This is a genomic window from Tropicibacter naphthalenivorans (assembly GCF_900176475.1).
Lineage (GTDB): Bacteria > Pseudomonadota > Alphaproteobacteria > Rhodobacterales > Rhodobacteraceae > Tropicibacter > Tropicibacter naphthalenivorans.
Map to the genome: position 1 here is coordinate 791,220 of NZ_FWXX01000001.1, position 15,498 is coordinate 806,717.

Below are 15,498 nucleotides of genomic sequence, written 5' to 3' on the forward strand. Positions count from 1 at the left end.
TCCGGAAGCAGCAGCCTTCCGGTCCCATGGCCATTGGCCGGGATCGCCCCCCGTCAGCGAGGATTCGCCCACGGGGGCCGCATCGCATTGGGATTTGTGAACACCGTCGCGCGCCCCTATCTATCGGGGCAACCGGAACAGCTAGGAAAGGGGCCCTCCCCATGTTCGAGAATCTGTCAGAACGCCTCGGCGGCGTCTTCGACCGGCTGACCAAGCAGGGCGCGCTCTCTGAGGATGACGTCAAAACCGCCCTGCGCGAGGTGCGCGTCGCCCTGCTCGAGGCTGACGTGTCGCTGCCCGTGGCGCGCCAGTTCATCAAGGCGGTCGAAAAGAAAGCCACCGGCGCAGCGGTCACCAAGTCGATCACCCCCGGCCAACAGGTCGTCAAGATCGTCCACGACGAGCTGATCGCCACCCTGACCGGCGAGGGCGAACCCGGCGCGCTGAAAATCGACAGCCCCCCCGCCCCGATCCTGATGGTCGGCCTTCAGGGCGGCGGTAAAACCACCACCACCGCCAAGCTGGCCAAACGGCTCAAGGAACGCGACGGCAAAAAGGTCCTGATGGCCTCGCTGGACGTCAACCGCCCGGCGGCGATGGAACAGCTGGAAATCCTCGGCAAGCAGATCGGCGTCGACACCCTGCCGATCATCAAGGGCGAAGACCCCGTCGCCATCGCCAAACGCGCCAAAACGCAGGCCAGCCTCGGCGGCTACGACGTCTACATGCTCGACACCGCGGGCCGCCTGTCCATCGACGAAGAGCTTATGGCCCAGGTCGAAGCGGTCCGCGACGTGGCCAACCCGCGTGAGACGATCCTCGTGGTCGACGGCCTGACCGGTCAGGACGCCGTGCACACCGCGCAGAACTTCGACGACCGCATCGGCATATCGGGCGTGGTCCTCACCCGGATGGACGGCGACGGGCGCGGCGGCGCGGCCCTGTCCATGCGCGCCATCACCGGCAAACCCATCAAGTTCGTCGGCCTCGGCGAAAAGATGGACGCGCTGGAAACCTTTGAACCCGACCGCATCGCGGGCCGCATCCTCGGCATGGGCGACATCGTCGCGCTGGTCGAAAAGGCGCAGCAAACGCTCGAGGCCGAACAGGCCGAACGCATGATGAAGCGCTTCTCCAAGGGTCAGTTCAACATGAACGACCTCAAGATGCAGCTTGAACAGATGATCAAAATGGGCGGCATGGAAGGCATGATGCAAATGATGCCCGGCATGGCCAAAGCCGCCAAGCAAATGGGCGACGCGGGCATCGACGACAAGATCCTGCGCCAGCAGATCGCGCTGATCCAGTCCATGACCAAAAAGGAACGCGCCAACCCCGCCCTCCTGCAAGCCTCGCGCAAGAAGCGCATCGCGGCGGGCGCAGGGATGGAAGTCTCTGACCTCAACAAACTGCTGAAAATGCAGCGCCAGATGTCCGACATGATGAAGAAAATGGGCAAGATGGGCAAAGGCGGCATGCTGAAACAAGCCATGAAAGGCATGTTCGGCAAAGGCGGGATGCCCGGCATGGAAGGCATCGACCCCAGCCAGATGGACCCCAAGGCGATGGAAGCCGCCGCCAAGCAACTGGGCGCCAAACTGCCCGGCGGTCTGGGCGGCATGGGTGGCGGCATGGGCCTGCCCGGCGGCCTTTCGGGCTTTGGCAAAAAGAAATAACCCCCCGCTTCTTCTCTTTGAAAATATCCCCGCCGGAGGCTCCCGGCCCCACAACCCGCAAAGGCCCCTGACCCGACACGATGCCCGCCCCGACGCTCCATAGCCCGCGCCTGACGCTGCGCCCCCACGTGATGGAGGACCTCGAACAGCTATGTGACCTGTTCGAGACCGACCGCGCGCGGCACATGGGCGGGCCGATCCCGCGCAAGGCGGCATGGCGCTGGATCGCCTCCGAGGTTGGCATGTGGGATCTGATGGGCCACGGCGCTTGGGGGATCGAGACCAAGGACGGCACCTTCCTCGGCCAGATCGGCATCTTTCAGCCCCCGCATTTCCCCGAACGCGAAATCGGCTGGACCCTGCTGGACCACGCCGAGGGCAAGGGCTACGCCACCGAGGCCGCGACCCTCGCGCTGCATTGGGCGTGGGATCAGGGCTTTGAGACCCTCGTGTCGTACATCGCGCCGGACAACGACCGCTCCATCGCGCTGGCCACCCGCCTTGGCGCTGCACGCGATGACGCCGCCCCGCTGCCTGCGGGCGAAACCACTGCCGACACGGTGGTCTACCGCCATGCGCCCGACACCGACGGCGCGCCGGAGGCCTACGCATGAGCCTCACCAACGCGCCCACCCTGGAAACCGACCGCCTGATCCTGCGCGGCCCCCGCCGCGAAGACGCCGAAGCCATGATCGCTTTCCTGCGCGATCCGGCCCGGTCTCAAGGCTTTGGCTACATCCCGCAACGCGGCGACGCATGGCGCTGGTTCACCCTGAACGTGGGCCACTGGCACTGGCACGGCTACGGCTATTTCGTGATCGAAGACCGCGCCACCGGCAAACCCGCCGGGATCAGCGGCATCTGGAACCCCGAAACATGGCCCGAGCCCGAAGTCGGCTACGTGGTCTTTGACGGCTTCGAAGGCAAAGGCATCGCCTATGAGGCCGCCTGCCGCGCCCGCCGCTGGGCCTACGAAGACCTCGGCTTTACCACGCTGACCTCGAATATCGTGCCGTCCAACACCCGGTCCAAGGCGCTCGCCGCCCGCATGGGGGCCGTCTATGAACGGACCTATGAAAACGAGAACATGGGTCTCGATGAGCTGTGGCGTCACCCCGCCCCTGCGGAGGTGCTGTGATGCTGCCGCAAATCACCCTGACCACCGCGCGCCTGACCCTGCGCACCCCCATTGAGGCCGATTTCGAAGCCGCGCAGACATTTATGTCGGGGCCGCGCTCTGTCTTTGTGGGTGGTCCGCACACCGATGCCTTTACCGCGTGGCGCGGGTTCCTGGCCGCTGCGGGCACTTGGGCGCTTAAGGGCTTTGGCTATTTCACCGTCCTGCACGGGGACAGCATCGTTGGCCGCGTCGGTCTGGGCGAGAACCCCGGCTGGGACGAGCCCGAACTGGGCTGGCACCTGTACGACGGGTGCGAAGGGCACGGCTACGCCACCGAAGCGGCGCTTGCCGCCCGCGATTGGGCCTACAACGCCCGCGGCCTTGGCCCGCTCATCAGCTATATCGCGCCGGGGAACGCCTCGTCGCGCGCTGTGGCGCAGCGCCTCGGCGCGCATCTCGAACGCACCCGCGAGTTGATGGGCAAACCGGCGCAGGTCTGGCGTCACGGGGTGCCCGCATGAACGCCCCGTCCAAGGATCCGGTGCTCAAGGCGCCCTGCGAAAACCACCGCCCCGGCCCCGGTGCCCGTGCGGCGGCGCGCCTTGGCGGGCGCATTCCGCAGATCGATACCCGCCGTCTGCAACTGCGCGGGCCGCGGATCTACGACTTTGACGCCTATGCCGAGATCATGACCAGCGACCGCGCCGCCTTTATGGGTGGGCCGTTCACGCGCGAACAGGCGTGGGGTGAATTCACCCAGTATACCGCGCAATGGCTGCTGCACGGCCACGGTCTGTGGACCATCGACGCGCAGACGCGCCCCTCGGCGGGCTTTGTCACGCTGGGCTTTGAATATACCGACGCCGAGGCCGAGCTGGGCATTTTCCTGTGTGCACAGGCCGAAGGCCAGGGCATCGCCGAAGAAGCGATCACGGCCGCGCGGGACTATGCCTTTGACACGCTCGACTGGTCGTCGGTCGTGTCCTACATCGCGCGCGACAACGACCGCGCGCGCAAGCTGATGCGCAAACTTGGCGTCAAACGCGACCGCGCCGCCGAGGAAGCGCTCGACGACGCAGGGGCCACCTGCGTCTACCGTCATGTGAGGGAGGACGCATGACCGGTTCCATCCACCCCAAAACGGAGCGCGTCTGATGGCCCATCAAGACATTCCCGTCCTCACCACCGACCGTCTGATCCTGCGCGGCCCCGCACCCGAGGATTACCCGGACTTCAAGGCGACCTTTGCGTCGTACCGCTCGCGCTTTATGGGCGGGCCGCTGAACGCCTACGAGGCGTGGATGCTCTACGCCGCCGAAATCGGCCACTGGAAGATCCGTGGCTATGGCATGTGGATGATCCACCTCGCCGAAACCGACGAGACCGTGGGCATGGCCGGCGGCTGGATGCCCGCGAAATGGCCCGAGCGTGAAATCGCCTGGATCATCTGGCCGGACCGCGCGGGCAAGGGCTATGCCCTTGAGGCGACCAACGCCGTGCGCAACTACTTCTACGACGAGCAGGGCTGGGAAACGGCGGTGTCCTACATCGACCCCAAGAACCTCGACTCGATCCGTCTGGCCGAACGGCTTGGCTGCACCAAAGACCACGACGCCCCGTCCATCGACGGCAGCGACGCGGTGTACCGCCACCCCTCGCCGGACGCGCTGCACCAGTCGCAGATCGCCCATGGCATCGCCATGGAAATCGCGCACTACTGCGACCCCCTCTTTAAACCGAAAGGCTGGGCCATTGACTGAAGACAACGCCATCTCCCGCGCCGCGACCCTGCTGAAAGGGCACCGCGAAAGCATCGACCGGCTGGACGCGATCCTTGTCTTTACGCTGGCCGAACGGTTCAAGCACACGCAGGCCGTGGGCGTCCTCAAGGCGCAGCACGACCTTCCCCCATCCGACCCCGCGCGCGAAGAAAAACAGATCGCGCGGCTCCAGGATTTGGCACTTCAGGCCGACCTCGACCCGGAATTCGCCAAGAAATTCCTGAATTTCGTCATTCAGGAAGTCATCCAGCACCACAAACAACACCAATCCTGACGGGGTTTCCCGTCGCACGCCATCTATAGGAGAAACACTCATGGCTATCAAAATTCGTCTCGCCCGTGGCGGTTCCAAAAAGCGCCCCTTCTACCGCATCGTTGCTGCTGACTCGCGTATGCCGCGCGACGGCCGCTTCATCGAAAAGCTGGGCACCTACAACCCGCTGCTGCCGAAGGATTCCGAAGAGCGCGTGAAAATGGACGTCGAGCGCGTTCAGTACTGGCTGGGCCAGGGTGCTCAGACCACCGACCGCGTTGCACGTTTCCTCGAAGCGGCTGGCGTCAAGGAAAAGACCGAGCGCAACAACCCCAAGAAGGGCACCCCGGGCAAGAAAGCTCAGGAGCGCGCAGAAGAGAAAGCAGCCAAGGCAGCAGACGCCGCCGAAGCCGCAGCAGACGCGGAATAATCCGATCTGCACGGTCCCGGCGGGTAGCCCACCTGCCTGCCGGGGCATCTTTCGTTTTTGAGTAAGAGATGTTTCGCCTCATTCGCCTTGTTGTCCTGATTGCCGTCGCCTTTCTGGTGGGCGTCTTCTTTGAACGTGGACAACAGCGCGAATCATGCGAAAACGCTGGTGGCACTTGGCAAAGGGCGGGCTATTGCGCCCGTTAGGGACGGTATGAGCGATCTGATCTGTGTGGGCGCCATCGCGGGCGCGTTTGGCGTGCAGGGCGAGGTTCGCCTGAAAAGCTTTACCGCCGATCCGCTGGCGATTGCCGATTACGCGCCCCTGACCACCGAGGACGGCAGCCGCAGCTTTGATCTGGTCATCAGCCGCGAGATCAAGAACGGCTTTGCCGCGCGCATGACCGGGATCGTCACCAAAGAGGACGCCGACGCGCTGAAAGGCACCCGCCTCTTCGCGCCGCGTGACTGTTTGCCCAGCTTGCCCGACGATGAATTCTACCACGCCGATCTGATCGGTCTGGAGGTTTTCGACACCGGCGGCGCGCCCATGGGCAAGGTCAAGGCGGTGCACAATCACGGCGCCTCGGACCTGCTGGAGCTGATGATCCCCGGCCAGAGCAAGACCGTCCTGCTGCCCTTTACCCTCGACGCGGTGCCGACCGTCGATCTGGCCTCTGGGCGAATCGTGGCGGACCCGCCCGAAGGTTTGCTGGACTAACCCCTCTTGGACGGAGGCCACAATCGCGCGCCAGCGCAGCGGGATTGACGCGTTCTGGCGAACAATTTCCAGCCAACCTGGCGACTGTCGCGGAAATCCCTAAAATTCCGTTAAAATCCGGCCCCTATAGCCATCACATCGCCACAATCTTCGTCCAATTTACGCCTTAATTGCTTTAGTTTTGCGTGAGTTTGTACGGATATGCCCCATCGCGCCCTGTTAGGTGGTCTTGCTGTTGCGCCAGCCTTGGCGACCATTGTCCTGCCGCTGCCGACCTTGGCCGTGGCCGTCGGGGTCGCGATCAGCGGGGCCAGCAGCATCTATGCGATGGTTGCCTCTGTGAACGTCGACGCCGAACTGCAAGCCGCCGACCGGGCGGGTCTTCCTCTCTTGGCAAAGTCCGTGCGTATCTCTCCGCCGGACGACTTGCCGTCGTTTGCTCAGATGCGCGAAAGCCTCGCCGCCGCGCTGATCCCCGCCACCCGCGACATGGAGCGTGGCTTTCCCATGGACCGCAGCACCGCCATCGCGCAGGCGCACCGCCAGATCATGCAGGCGTGGGGGGTGGACACCCCCGAAGCGCTGTCGCGGGACGAAACCCTTGATCTGTACCTGCTGGACCAGCTCTTGCGCGCCACCGCGCCCGAAGCAGGCCGCATCGCCCAGATGTTCCACCAGCCCGGCGTCGTGCTGGACATCCGCGCCGAGGTGGACCGCATCGCCGAGCATCGCGCGCTGTTCGACCGCGACCACGCGGCATTCCTGTCGACTCAACTGCTGTGGGGGCGGACCTTGCGCGATCACGCGCCGTCCAGCCTGTTGACCGCTCTGCAAGCGCTCCGAGTGCCCGACATCGACCTGTGGCACCGCATCGTGCTGGAACACGACCCGCGCGATCCCGATCAGCGCGCCGCTGCCCTGTGGTGCCTGCGCCAGCGGTCCTGCGACCGCGCGACCGTGGCCGCCTTTCTGGCGTTTCTCGCCGCCGAGGATGGCTTGCGTGCGGCGGCCTTGCGCGGGGATCAAGTCTTTCTCGATACGGTGCAGGACATTATCGAGGCGTGGAACGCCGGGAAATACCGCACGCAGGAGCTGGCGCTGGAGCCTTCGGACGCCATCGCCCAGGACGCCCCGCGGATGACCGCCGCTTTGGACGAGCTCGCGCAGATCACCGGACACCGCCGCTGGGCCGATCCGCATGGCGCATTTGTGGACTACACCGGGCGCACCCCGGCGCAGCGCGCCTTTTGGGACATCCGCGCAGGGCGGCTGATCGCCGCTCCGAACCTCGGCGCGTTCGTCGATCTGCCCGAGCACCTGCCGGTCTAAAGCCCCCTTGCCGCCCGCCCCCTTGCCGCGCTACCACCGCGCCAACCAAAGGACGGGCCCCATGTCAGACACCCCTTCGCGGTCCCATGGCCGCAAATCCATTCGCCCCACGTTGAAACCGCGCTCTTTGATGGACACCCCCGAAGAGCTGGTGAACGCATGGCAGGCGCAGGTCATCACCCTGTTCCCCGAGGCCTTCCCCGGCATTCTGGGCCACTCGCTGACCGGCAAGGCGCTGCAAGAGGGCAAGTGGCAGCTGACCCCGATCCCCTTGCGCGAATTCGGCGAAGGCAAGCATCGCAACGTCGACGACACTCCCGCGGGGGGCGGCGCGGGCATGGTCTTGCGCCCCGATGTGATGGGCCGCGCCATCGACGTCGCCGCGCAAAGCGCCCGTCCCGGTGCGCCGCTGATCTACCTGTCGCCGCGCGGGCGGCCCTTTACGCAGGAAATGGCGCAGGATCTGGCGCAGCGCCCCGGCGTGACGCTGATCTGCGGGCGGTTCGAGGGGCTGGACCAGCGGGTGATCGACCACTACCAGATCGCCGAAGTCTCGCTTGGGGATTTTGTCCTGACCGGCGGCGAGATCGCCGCGCAAGCGCTGCTGGATGCCACCGTTCGGCTGCTGCCGGGGGTTCTGGGCAATGCCGCCTCGACCGAAGAGGAATCCTTTTCCGACGGTCTGCTGGAACATCCGCAGTACACCCGCCCCGCCGAATGGGAAGGCCGCGGGATCCCCGAGGTGCTGACCTCTGGCAACCACGGCAAGATCGCAGACTGGCGCCGCGCCATGTCCGAAGAGATCACCAAGGCCCGCCGCCCCGACCTTTGGGAAGCGTATCAGGCCCGCCTCAAGGGCTAAGTGCGGGTGGCGGCCCGCGCGGCCAGCGGGATCACCGCCACCAAAACCGCCAGCGCCGCAAAGGCCAGCGGCAAGCTGCTGGCGTCGGCGACAAAGCCCATGAGCGCGGGCCCCAGCAGCACGCCCGCGTAGCCCGTGATCGTGACCGACGCGATAGCCAGCCCCGGCGGCATCACCCGCTGCCGCCCTGCGGCGCTGAACAGCACCGGCACCACGTTCGCAGCCCCAAGGCCAATCAGGGCGAACCCCACCAGCGCAACCATCGCCCAAGGCGCGGCCAGCACAAGCGCCAGCCCCGCGATGGTCAACCCGCCGCCCCAGATCAGCACCGCCCGCGCGCCCAGCCGCGCCACGGTCTGATCCCCGGTCAGCCGCGCGACCACCATGGCGATGGAGAACACCATATAGCCGACGCCCGCGCTTTGCGCCGTGGCGAGGTTCCGATCGATCAGCAGCAGCGCCCCCCAGTCGAGCATCGCGCCTTCGACCAGAAAGGCGATCCCGGTCAGCACCGCCAGCAAGACAACCACGCCGCGCGGCCAGGCGAACGGCTCTGGCGCGCTGCCCTTGGCGCGGCGCAACAGCCGCCCCGCAGCCACCGCCACCGCGAGCAGGCACAAGACCGCCGCGATCCCCGCCGACAGGCGCGGCCCGACGCCCAAGGACAGCGCTGCGGTCATCAGGGCAGAGCCGGCAAAGGTGCCCACGCTGAACAGCGCATGAAAGCCTGACATCAGCGGCCGCGCCTCGCGGGCTTCGACCTCGGCGGCGTGGACGTTCATGGACACATCCAAAGTGCCCAATGCCGCGCCGAACACGAACAGCGCCGCCGCCAGCGCCCAGACCGACGGGGCAAAGGCCAGCAAGGGCAGCACGGCGCCCATACCGATCCCCCCCGCCAGGATCATGGGCCGCGCCCCGGACCGCGCCGCCGTCACACCGGTGATCGGCATCGCCACCAGCGAGCCCAAGCCGACGCAAAGCAGCAGCACCCCAAAGGTGGCCTCGTCCGCGCCCACGTTTGCCTTGGCAAAGGGGATCAGCGGCGCCCAGGCCGCCATGGCAAAGCCCGAGGCAAAGAACACCAACCGCGTGGCAAGCCGCGCCGGCGCGGTGATCGTCAAATCTGTCATCGGCTCCCCCATTTATCGCTAACACTGCACAAAGCGCGCACTCCCCGCAAGCACCCGCAAAGCCCTTGCTTTATTGGGGCCGCCGGCGTATCAGACGCCATCCAAAGGCATCGGGGCGACTCGGTGCCTTGTGATATTTGGACGCGCCTTGTGGACGTCCGACCCGAACAAAGAACAGCTGGTGCATCTTTTCCTTTTGGGATCAAGGGGATCAAAGCTCTGGCCAGACATCCCCGCGGGCAAACCGCGAAGATCATAAGGAGAGATCAGATGGACCTGATCGCACAGCTCGAGGCGGAACAAATCGCCCAGCTCGGGAAATCGATTCCCGATTTCAAAGCCGGCGACACCATTCGCGTTGGCTACAAAGTGACCGAAGGTACCCGTACCCGTGTCCAGAACTACGAGGGCGTCTGCATCAGCCGCAAGAACGGCAAGGGCATTGCCGGTTCCTTCACCGTTCGCAAGATTTCCTTCGGCGAAGGCGTCGAGCGCGTTTTCCCGCTGTACTCGACCAACATCGAATCGATCGAAGTTGTCCGCCGTGGCCGCGTCCGCCGCGCCAAGCTGTACTACCTGCGCTCGCGTCGCGGTAAGTCGGCGCGTATCGCCGAGGACACCACCTACAAGCCGCTGAAATCCAAAGCATAAGGACCCGTTGAGATGAAAAAGGACCTGCATCCCGACTACCACCTCATCACCGTCAAAATGACCGACGGGACCGAGTTCCAGACCCGCACCACCTGGGGCAAGGAAGGCGACACCATGCAGCTGGACATCGATCCGACTGTGCACCCGGCATGGACCGGCGGCACGGGCCGTATCCTTGACCAAGGCGGCCGCGTCTCCAAGTTCAAGAAAAAGTACGAAGGCCTGGGCTTCTAAGAAGACCGCCATCGTGGCTATGCGAAACGCCGTCCTTCGGGGCGGCGTTTTTGCGTTTGCGGGGGGAGTAACAAGCGCCGCGGCGACTGGGCCGAAGGGGCTTAGGCGCAGGGCAAATAGACGGTGACACGGGCGCCGCTGTCACAGTTGCCGATTTCCAGCCCGCCCTTGGAATCACGGGCAAAGCCCAGCACCATCGACAGCCCCAACCCCGTTCCCTTGCCCACCGGCTTGGTGGTGTAGAACGGCTCGATCACCTTGGACAGTTGCGCCTCGGGGATGCCGGGACCGCTGTCGGTGATGGTCAGGGCAGCATAGCGCCCCGGCGCGAGCATCCCGCCATCGGCCATGCTGCGCGGCGTTTCGACCGTCTCGGTGCGGGTTTCCACGCGCAAGGTGCCTTGGTCGTTCATGGCGTCGACCGCGTTGCGCACCAGGTTGATCACCGCCGTGGTCAGCTGCACCTCGTCCACACGCACCTGCGCCGACGGGCCGGGCAAGTCCCAATGCTGCGCCACCGCCGCCGGGGTGCTGCGCTCTGCCAGCAGGCGAATGCCCGCCAAGGCTTCGTTCAGGTCCAGCAGGCGGCGGTTCACCGGGGCTTTGCGCGCGTAGATCAGCAGGTGGCTGACCACCGCTTCGGCACGCTTGGCCGAGGCGTGCGCCTCTTGAATGACGGTCTCGCGCTCGTCGTCGGGGACCACGGCGTAGAGTTCGAGGTTACCGATGATCGCCGTCAGGATGTTGTTGAAGTCATGCGCCACGCCGCCCGCCAGCTGGCCAATCGCAGCCATCTTTTGCTCTTGCGCCATGCGCACGGCGGCGTCCTCTGCCAGCAGGCGCGAGCGGCGTGTGATCAGGATCGCCTGGAACATGTACAGCACCACCGCGACGCAGACGATCACGCAGGCCAGCAGCGCCAGCCGCCCCTGGATCTGTTCGAACACCGGGATCACCGCCACCCCAAGCGCGACCGCCAGAGTGACGCTTTCGGCGACCACCATCCACATCATCGTGTCGGCGCGGCGGATCATATAGGCCAGCGTCGTGGCGATCAGCGTGCTGCCGATAAAGGTCAAGGACACGTCGCCCACTTGGGTCATATAGGCTGGCATCCAGATAAACGCGATCAGCACCGCGATGAACAGCCCCCCGGCGATGTGACAGTCACGGCGCGCATGTTCCGACGATTTGCGCTGGAGATAGATGAAATGCAGCGCGTGCAGCGCCAGATAGCCCCCCGACCACACCCAAGCCAGCATCCAGCCCGAGTAGATGTACAGCATCACGCTGCCCAAAAAGACCCCGGCCAGACGGAAAACCACCTCGGGCCAGTCATGGTACTCGACATCGTAGAGACGCGCGAATTCCTGTCTGTAGTCGATTTTCATCACCCGTCCGAGACCACCGTGCTGTGCGACGTTTGCCGCGAGAAAGACCCCGGGAAACACGACTTTTGGGAAACGGGCGCGCCGCGAGGCGCTAAAACAGTCCGGGACGTAACGTCACAGACGTCTGTAGACCCCGTGTGCGCGGGCCGCAATTCCCGAGTTTCCATTGAAATACAACTCTTTAGGTTGTAATAGTTTATCTGATTATACTTCAGCAGATATAGTTACCCGATTATTAAGCCGTGATCGCCCCCGGGTTGAAAAATCGCGCCAGTTTCGGCGGTTGGCGGCCTTTTGCCCGCATCGACATGGGCAAGGTTTCGCGCACCGCGCGCAGGCAAAGCGATCAAACCTTAGGCAGATGGCGGGATCGTCATGCAGGCCACGCAAGCTATGCCTGCATCATCGGTGTCACCAGCCATCTGCGCGCCCTCATGCGGCGAAATCCATGCACGACCCTAGCAGCTCTGCGCAATCGGCGATCTAAGACTTTAGTGAGCGGCCAATTCCTGCTCAGAGCGCTGGACACGGCCCCGCCGCGCTGCCAATTTGATCAAAAGTTTCGCCCATGGAGTCGGATCATGAAGGACGAGAATTTCCTCAAGGAAAATAACGCGCGGCAGCTGTGGCACCCGATGGGCCACCCCGGCGAGGCGCAGGCCAACCCGCCCAAGATCATCACGGGCGCGCAGGGTGTGAACATCACCGACATCGACGGCCATCAGGTGGTCGACGCGGTGGGCGGCCTGTGGTGCGTGAACCTTGGCTATTCCAACGACGTGGTCAAACAGGCCATCGCCGACCAACTCCAAGAGCTGCCCTATTACTCGGCCTTCGCGGGCAGCACCAACCCCACCGCGATCGAGGCGGCCTTTGCCGTGCATGAGTTCTTTGCCGAGGATGGCATCGGGCGGGTGTTCTTTACCTCTGGCGGCTCGGACTCGGTCGAGACCTGCCTGCGCATGGCCCGTCAGTATCACCGTCTGCGCGGCCAGCCGACCCGGACCAAGTTCATTTCCCTGAAAAAGGGCTACCACGGCACCCATTTCGGCGGCGCGTCGGTCAACGGCAACAACCGCTTTCGGACCAAGTATGAACCGCTGCTGCCGGGCTGTTTCCACCTGCCCGCGCCCTACCCCTACCGCAATCCGTATAACGAGACGGACCCCGCCAAGCTGGCGCAACTGATCGCGCAGGCCTTTGAGGATGAGATCGCCTTTCAGGGGGCCGACACCATCGCCGCGCTGATCATGGAGCCGATCCTTGGCGCGGGCGGCGTGATCGTGCCGGATAGCAGCTTTATGCCGCTGATGCGCGAGATCTGCGACCGCCACGGAATTTTGCTGATCTCGGACGAGGTCATCACCGGCTTTGGCCGCAGCGGAGACTGGTCCGGCGCGCGGCATTGGGGTGTCAAGCCCGACATGATGAGCACCGCCAAGGGCATCACCAGCGGCTATTTCCCGGTGGGCGCGGCGCTGATTTCCGAATCCGTCGCCGAAGTGTTCGAGAAGTCCGACGCCGAGGGCGCGATTTACCACGGTTACACCTATTCGGCGCACCCGGTGGGGGCCGCTGCTGTAACCGCTTGCCTCGCGGAAACCCTGCGTCTGGACACCAAGACCAATGCCGCCGCGCGCGGCACCCAGCTGTTCGAGGGCGTGCAAAAGCTGGCCGAGAAACACGACTGCATCGGTGATGTGCGCGGCGGGCATGGCTTGATGACCGGGATCGAGATTGTCTCGGACAAGGCCGCCAAGACCCCCATGGACGACGCCACCATGAAACGCATCCACCAGACGGCGTATGAGGCGGGCGCGATGGTCCGTCTGGGCGCGCACAACATCCTGATGTCCCCGCCGCTGACGATTTCCGAAACCGAGGTGAACACAATCCTAAGCGCCTTGGACAAGGGCTTTGCTGCCGTCTAAGCGACTGACTTTATTAAAATTCGCTAAGCCCCGCCGTCCCTTGGTGGGGCTTTTTTAATGTCCTGCTCCTATCCCCGTCTCGACTTTCGAGCAAAGTCTGGTGGTCTGCGACGGCTTGCCCCTTTTAAATTCACAATTGCGAATGTATGTATTCGTATACTTTTAATGATTCCCACGGCGGAGGAGTGCGCGCGATGGAATTCAAGAAAATCAATGACGACATCACGGTCTCGCCGCAGATCACCGCAGAGCATATCGCAGAAATCAAGGCGGCGGGCTTTCGCTCGATCATCTGCAACCGTCCCGACGGCGAAGGCGCCGATCAACCCACCTTCGAGGAAATCCACGCCGCAGCAAAGGCTGCGGGCCTCGATGCGCGCTATCAACCGGTAGTGGGCGGCAAGGTGTCCGACGCGGACGCAGACGCCTTTGGCGCGATGCTGCGCGAGCTGCCCGGCCCGGTGTTCGCCTATTGCCGCACCGGCACCCGCTCGGCCACGCTGTGGTCGCTGAGCCAGGCCAAGGACAAGTCCCCCGCAGAAATCCTCGAGGCAACCAAGGCCGCAGGCTATGACATGGCGGGCGTCGTGCGCCGCATCGTCAACGGCGGCAAGACCCCCACGGACGAGGGCGACGCCAAGTTCGACATCGTGATCGTCGGCGGCGGCGCGGCGGGCATCTCGGTCGCGTCCTCCTTGATGACGCGCAAGGCGGGCCTGAACATCGCCATCCTCGACCCCGCCGACATCCACTATTACCAGCCCGGCTGGACCATGGTTGGCGGCGGCGTCTTTGAGGCGGAAACCACCGCGCGCACCATGGCGTCGCTGATCCCCAAGGGCGTGCATTGGATCAAATCCGCCGTCGCCGCGTTCGAGCCGCAGAACAACGCGGTGATCCTCGACGGCTGCCGCGTGGTCAAATACGACCGCCTGATCGTCTGCCCGGGTCTGAAACTGAACTGGGGCGCGGTGGATGGCCTCGTCGAGACGCTGGGCAAGAACGGCGTGACCTCGAACTACCGCTTTGATTTGGCCCCCTACACCTGGGAGCTGGTCAGCAAGATGACGCAGGGCAAGGCGATCTTTACCCAGCCGCCGATGCCGATCAAATGCGCCGGTGCGCCGCAAAAGGCGATGTACCTGTCCGGCGACCATTGGTACCGCGAAGGGGTGCTGAAAAACATCGACATCCAGTTCATGAACGCCGGTGGCGTGCTCTTCGGGGTCAAGGATTACGTCCCCGCGCTGGAGAAATACGTCGAGAAATATGACGCCAGCCTCAACTTCTTCCACAACCTGATTGCGGTGGATGGTCCGGCGAAGAAGGCGACCTTCAAAGTGGCCAAGCCCGACACCGAGGCGACCGAAATCACCGTCGATTTCGACATGATGCACGTCTGCCCGCCGCAGACCGCGCCCGATTTCATCCGCGTCTCGCCGCTGGCTGACGCTGCGGGCTGGATCGACGTCGACCAAAGCACCCTGCGCCACAAGACCTACGACAACGTCTGGTCGTTGGGCGACGTGATGAACGCGCCGAACGCGAAAACCGCCGCGGCGGCTCGGATGCAGGCGCCGGTCGTGGCCGAGAACGTCGTGGCCGACATCAACGGCGGTGCGCCGGTGGCAGTGTACAACGGCTATGGCTCCTGCCCGCTGACGGTGGAACGCGGCAAGATCGTGCTGGCCGAGTTCGGCTATGGCGGCACGCTGCTGCCATCCTTCCCAAAGTGGTTCATCGACGGCACCAAACCGACCCGCGCCGCTTGGCTGCTCAAGGAACAGATCCTGCCGCCGATCTACTGGAAAGCCATGCTGCGCGGCCGTGAATGGATGGCCACGCCGGAAAAGGTCTCGGCTGAGTAAGCCATATACGAAATCGAAAGGCCGGGCGGATAGAAAAGCCCGGCCTTTTCCATTCGGCGCGACACTCTGCCCTTTTCAAATTCCAAACACTGAATATATAAGGCGCAGAATGTGCGAAT

At 64.4% G+C, this 15,498-nt stretch carries 17 protein-coding genes; 15 read left to right on the plus strand and 2 right to left on the minus strand.

The window, feature by feature from the left end:
• Positions 1–161 precede the first annotated feature (161 nt).
• The 11 genes from ffh (at position 162) to trmD (ending at position 8,171) form a co-directional block, all read left to right on the plus strand.
• On the plus strand, positions 162–1,676 hold the full coding sequence (gene ffh, locus B9A11_RS03830; protein WP_058245691.1) for a signal recognition particle protein: 1,515 nt from the start codon (positions 162–164) through the stop codon (positions 1,674–1,676).
• Positions 1,677–1,756: 80 nt separating this feature from the next.
• Positions 1,757–2,290, plus strand: coding sequence for a GNAT family N-acetyltransferase (locus B9A11_RS03835; protein WP_058245690.1), 534 nt, complete (start codon positions 1,757–1,759; stop codon positions 2,288–2,290).
• Positions 2,287–2,814, plus strand: a complete 528-nt coding sequence (locus B9A11_RS03840) for a GNAT family N-acetyltransferase (RefSeq protein WP_058245689.1) — start codon at positions 2,287–2,289, stop codon at positions 2,812–2,814. Before B9A11_RS03835 ends, B9A11_RS03840 begins: the two co-directional genes overlap by 4 nt.
• On the plus strand, positions 2,814–3,317 hold the full coding sequence (locus B9A11_RS03845) for a GNAT family N-acetyltransferase (RefSeq protein ID WP_058245688.1): 504 nt from the start codon (positions 2,814–2,816) through the stop codon (positions 3,315–3,317). Before B9A11_RS03840 ends, B9A11_RS03845 begins: the two co-directional genes overlap by 1 nt.
• The gene (locus B9A11_RS03850; protein WP_058245687.1) at positions 3,314–3,916 is read left to right on the plus strand and encodes a GNAT family N-acetyltransferase; all 603 of its coding nucleotides are present in this window, start codon (positions 3,314–3,316) and stop codon (positions 3,914–3,916) included. Before B9A11_RS03845 ends, B9A11_RS03850 begins: the two co-directional genes overlap by 4 nt.
• 34 nt (positions 3,917–3,950) lie before the next feature.
• On the plus strand, positions 3,951–4,556 hold the full coding sequence (locus tag B9A11_RS03855) for a GNAT family N-acetyltransferase (protein WP_058245686.1): 606 nt from the start codon (positions 3,951–3,953) through the stop codon (positions 4,554–4,556).
• Positions 4,549–4,851: a chorismate mutase gene (locus tag B9A11_RS03860; protein WP_058245685.1), complete on the plus strand. Its 303-nt coding sequence runs from the start codon at positions 4,549–4,551 to the stop codon at positions 4,849–4,851. The genes B9A11_RS03855 and B9A11_RS03860 overlap by 8 nt, the downstream gene beginning before the upstream one ends.
• A 40-nt stretch (positions 4,852–4,891) precedes the next feature.
• The gene (rpsP, locus tag B9A11_RS03865; protein WP_058245684.1) at positions 4,892–5,260 is read left to right on the plus strand and encodes a 30S ribosomal protein S16; all 369 of its coding nucleotides are present in this window, start codon (positions 4,892–4,894) and stop codon (positions 5,258–5,260) included.
• Positions 5,261–5,473: 213 nt separating this feature from the next.
• On the plus strand, positions 5,474–5,980 hold the full coding sequence (gene rimM, locus B9A11_RS03870; RefSeq protein WP_058245683.1) for a ribosome maturation factor RimM: 507 nt from the start codon (positions 5,474–5,476) through the stop codon (positions 5,978–5,980).
• Between the two features lie 246 nt (positions 5,981–6,226).
• On the plus strand, positions 6,227–7,309 hold the full coding sequence (locus B9A11_RS03875; RefSeq protein ID WP_143595784.1) for a hypothetical protein: 1,083 nt from the start codon (positions 6,227–6,229) through the stop codon (positions 7,307–7,309).
• Between the two features lie 61 nt (positions 7,310–7,370).
• Positions 7,371–8,171 carry a tRNA (guanosine(37)-N1)-methyltransferase TrmD gene (trmD, locus tag B9A11_RS03880; protein WP_058245681.1) on the plus strand — a complete coding sequence of 267 codons (801 nt, stop codon included), beginning with the start codon at positions 7,371–7,373 and terminating at the stop codon, positions 8,169–8,171.
• Here the strand turns inward: trmD and B9A11_RS03885 are convergent.
• Entirely contained in the window at positions 8,168–9,304 is a 1,137-nt protein-coding gene (locus B9A11_RS03885; RefSeq protein WP_200807275.1) for an MFS transporter, read from the minus strand. The genes trmD and B9A11_RS03885 overlap by 4 nt on opposite strands.
• 270 nt (positions 9,305–9,574) lie before the next feature.
• Between B9A11_RS03885 and rplS the strand changes: the two genes are divergently transcribed.
• Together rplS and rpmE are read left to right on the plus strand one after the other, a co-directional pair.
• Positions 9,575–9,955, plus strand: coding sequence for a 50S ribosomal protein L19 (rplS, locus tag B9A11_RS03890; RefSeq protein ID WP_058245679.1), 381 nt, complete (start codon positions 9,575–9,577; stop codon positions 9,953–9,955).
• A 12-nt stretch (positions 9,956–9,967) separates the two neighbouring features.
• A complete protein-coding gene (gene rpmE, locus B9A11_RS03895) occupies positions 9,968–10,189 on the plus strand; it encodes a 50S ribosomal protein L31 (protein ID WP_058245678.1) in 222 nt (73 codons plus the stop codon).
• A 101-nt stretch (positions 10,190–10,290) separates the two neighbouring features.
• Here the strand turns inward: rpmE and B9A11_RS03900 are convergent, their stop codons facing one another.
• Complete coding sequence (locus B9A11_RS03900; RefSeq protein ID WP_058245677.1) at positions 10,291–11,580, minus strand: sensor histidine kinase; 1,290 nt, start codon at positions 11,578–11,580, stop codon at positions 10,291–10,293.
• A gap of 581 nt (positions 11,581–12,161) precedes the next feature.
• Between B9A11_RS03900 and B9A11_RS03905 the strand changes: the two genes are divergently transcribed.
• Positions 12,162–13,511 carry an aminotransferase class III-fold pyridoxal phosphate-dependent enzyme gene (locus B9A11_RS03905; protein ID WP_058245676.1) on the plus strand — a complete coding sequence of 450 codons (1,350 nt, stop codon included), beginning with the start codon at positions 12,162–12,164 and terminating at the stop codon, positions 13,509–13,511.
• 194 nt (positions 13,512–13,705) lie between these two features.
• The gene (locus B9A11_RS03910; RefSeq protein ID WP_058245675.1) at positions 13,706–15,379 is read left to right on the plus strand and encodes a bifunctional protein tyrosine phosphatase family protein/NAD(P)/FAD-dependent oxidoreductase; all 1,674 of its coding nucleotides are present in this window, start codon (positions 13,706–13,708) and stop codon (positions 15,377–15,379) included.
• Positions 15,380–15,498 lie beyond the last annotated feature (119 nt).

Excerpts from the sequence above, each read along its gene's own strand:
- B9A11_RS03845 (WP_058245688.1), top strand. The coding sequence starts at position 2,814 with ATGCTGCCGCAAATCACCCTGACCACCGCGCGCCTGACCCTGCGCACC.
- rpmE (WP_058245678.1), top strand. The coding sequence starts at position 9,968 with ATGAAAAAGGACCTGCATCCCGACTACCACCTCATCACCGTCAAAATG.
- B9A11_RS03910 (WP_058245675.1), top strand. The coding sequence starts at position 13,706 with ATGGAATTCAAGAAAATCAATGACGACATCACGGTCTCGCCGCAGATC.
- rimM (WP_058245683.1), top strand. The coding sequence starts at position 5,474 with ATGAGCGATCTGATCTGTGTGGGCGCCATCGCGGGCGCGTTTGGCGTG.
- rplS (WP_058245679.1), top strand. The coding sequence starts at position 9,575 with ATGGACCTGATCGCACAGCTCGAGGCGGAACAAATCGCCCAGCTCGGG.
- rpsP (WP_058245684.1), top strand. The coding sequence starts at position 4,892 with ATGGCTATCAAAATTCGTCTCGCCCGTGGCGGTTCCAAAAAGCGCCCC.
- ffh (WP_058245691.1), top strand. The coding sequence starts at position 162 with ATGTTCGAGAATCTGTCAGAACGCCTCGGCGGCGTCTTCGACCGGCTG.
- B9A11_RS03855 (WP_058245686.1), top strand. The coding sequence starts at position 3,951 with ATGGCCCATCAAGACATTCCCGTCCTCACCACCGACCGTCTGATCCTG.
- trmD (WP_058245681.1), top strand. The coding sequence starts at position 7,371 with ATGTCAGACACCCCTTCGCGGTCCCATGGCCGCAAATCCATTCGCCCC.
- B9A11_RS03850 (WP_058245687.1), top strand. The coding sequence starts at position 3,314 with ATGAACGCCCCGTCCAAGGATCCGGTGCTCAAGGCGCCCTGCGAAAAC.
- B9A11_RS03900 (WP_058245677.1), bottom strand. The coding sequence starts at position 11,580 with ATGAAAATCGACTACAGACAGGAATTCGCGCGTCTCTACGATGTCGAG.
- B9A11_RS03840 (WP_058245689.1), top strand. The coding sequence starts at position 2,287 with ATGAGCCTCACCAACGCGCCCACCCTGGAAACCGACCGCCTGATCCTG.
- B9A11_RS03885 (WP_200807275.1), bottom strand. The coding sequence starts at position 9,304 with ATGACAGATTTGACGATCACCGCGCCGGCGCGGCTTGCCACGCGGTTG.
- B9A11_RS03905 (WP_058245676.1), top strand. The coding sequence starts at position 12,162 with ATGAAGGACGAGAATTTCCTCAAGGAAAATAACGCGCGGCAGCTGTGG.
- B9A11_RS03835 (WP_058245690.1), top strand. The coding sequence starts at position 1,757 with ATGCCCGCCCCGACGCTCCATAGCCCGCGCCTGACGCTGCGCCCCCAC.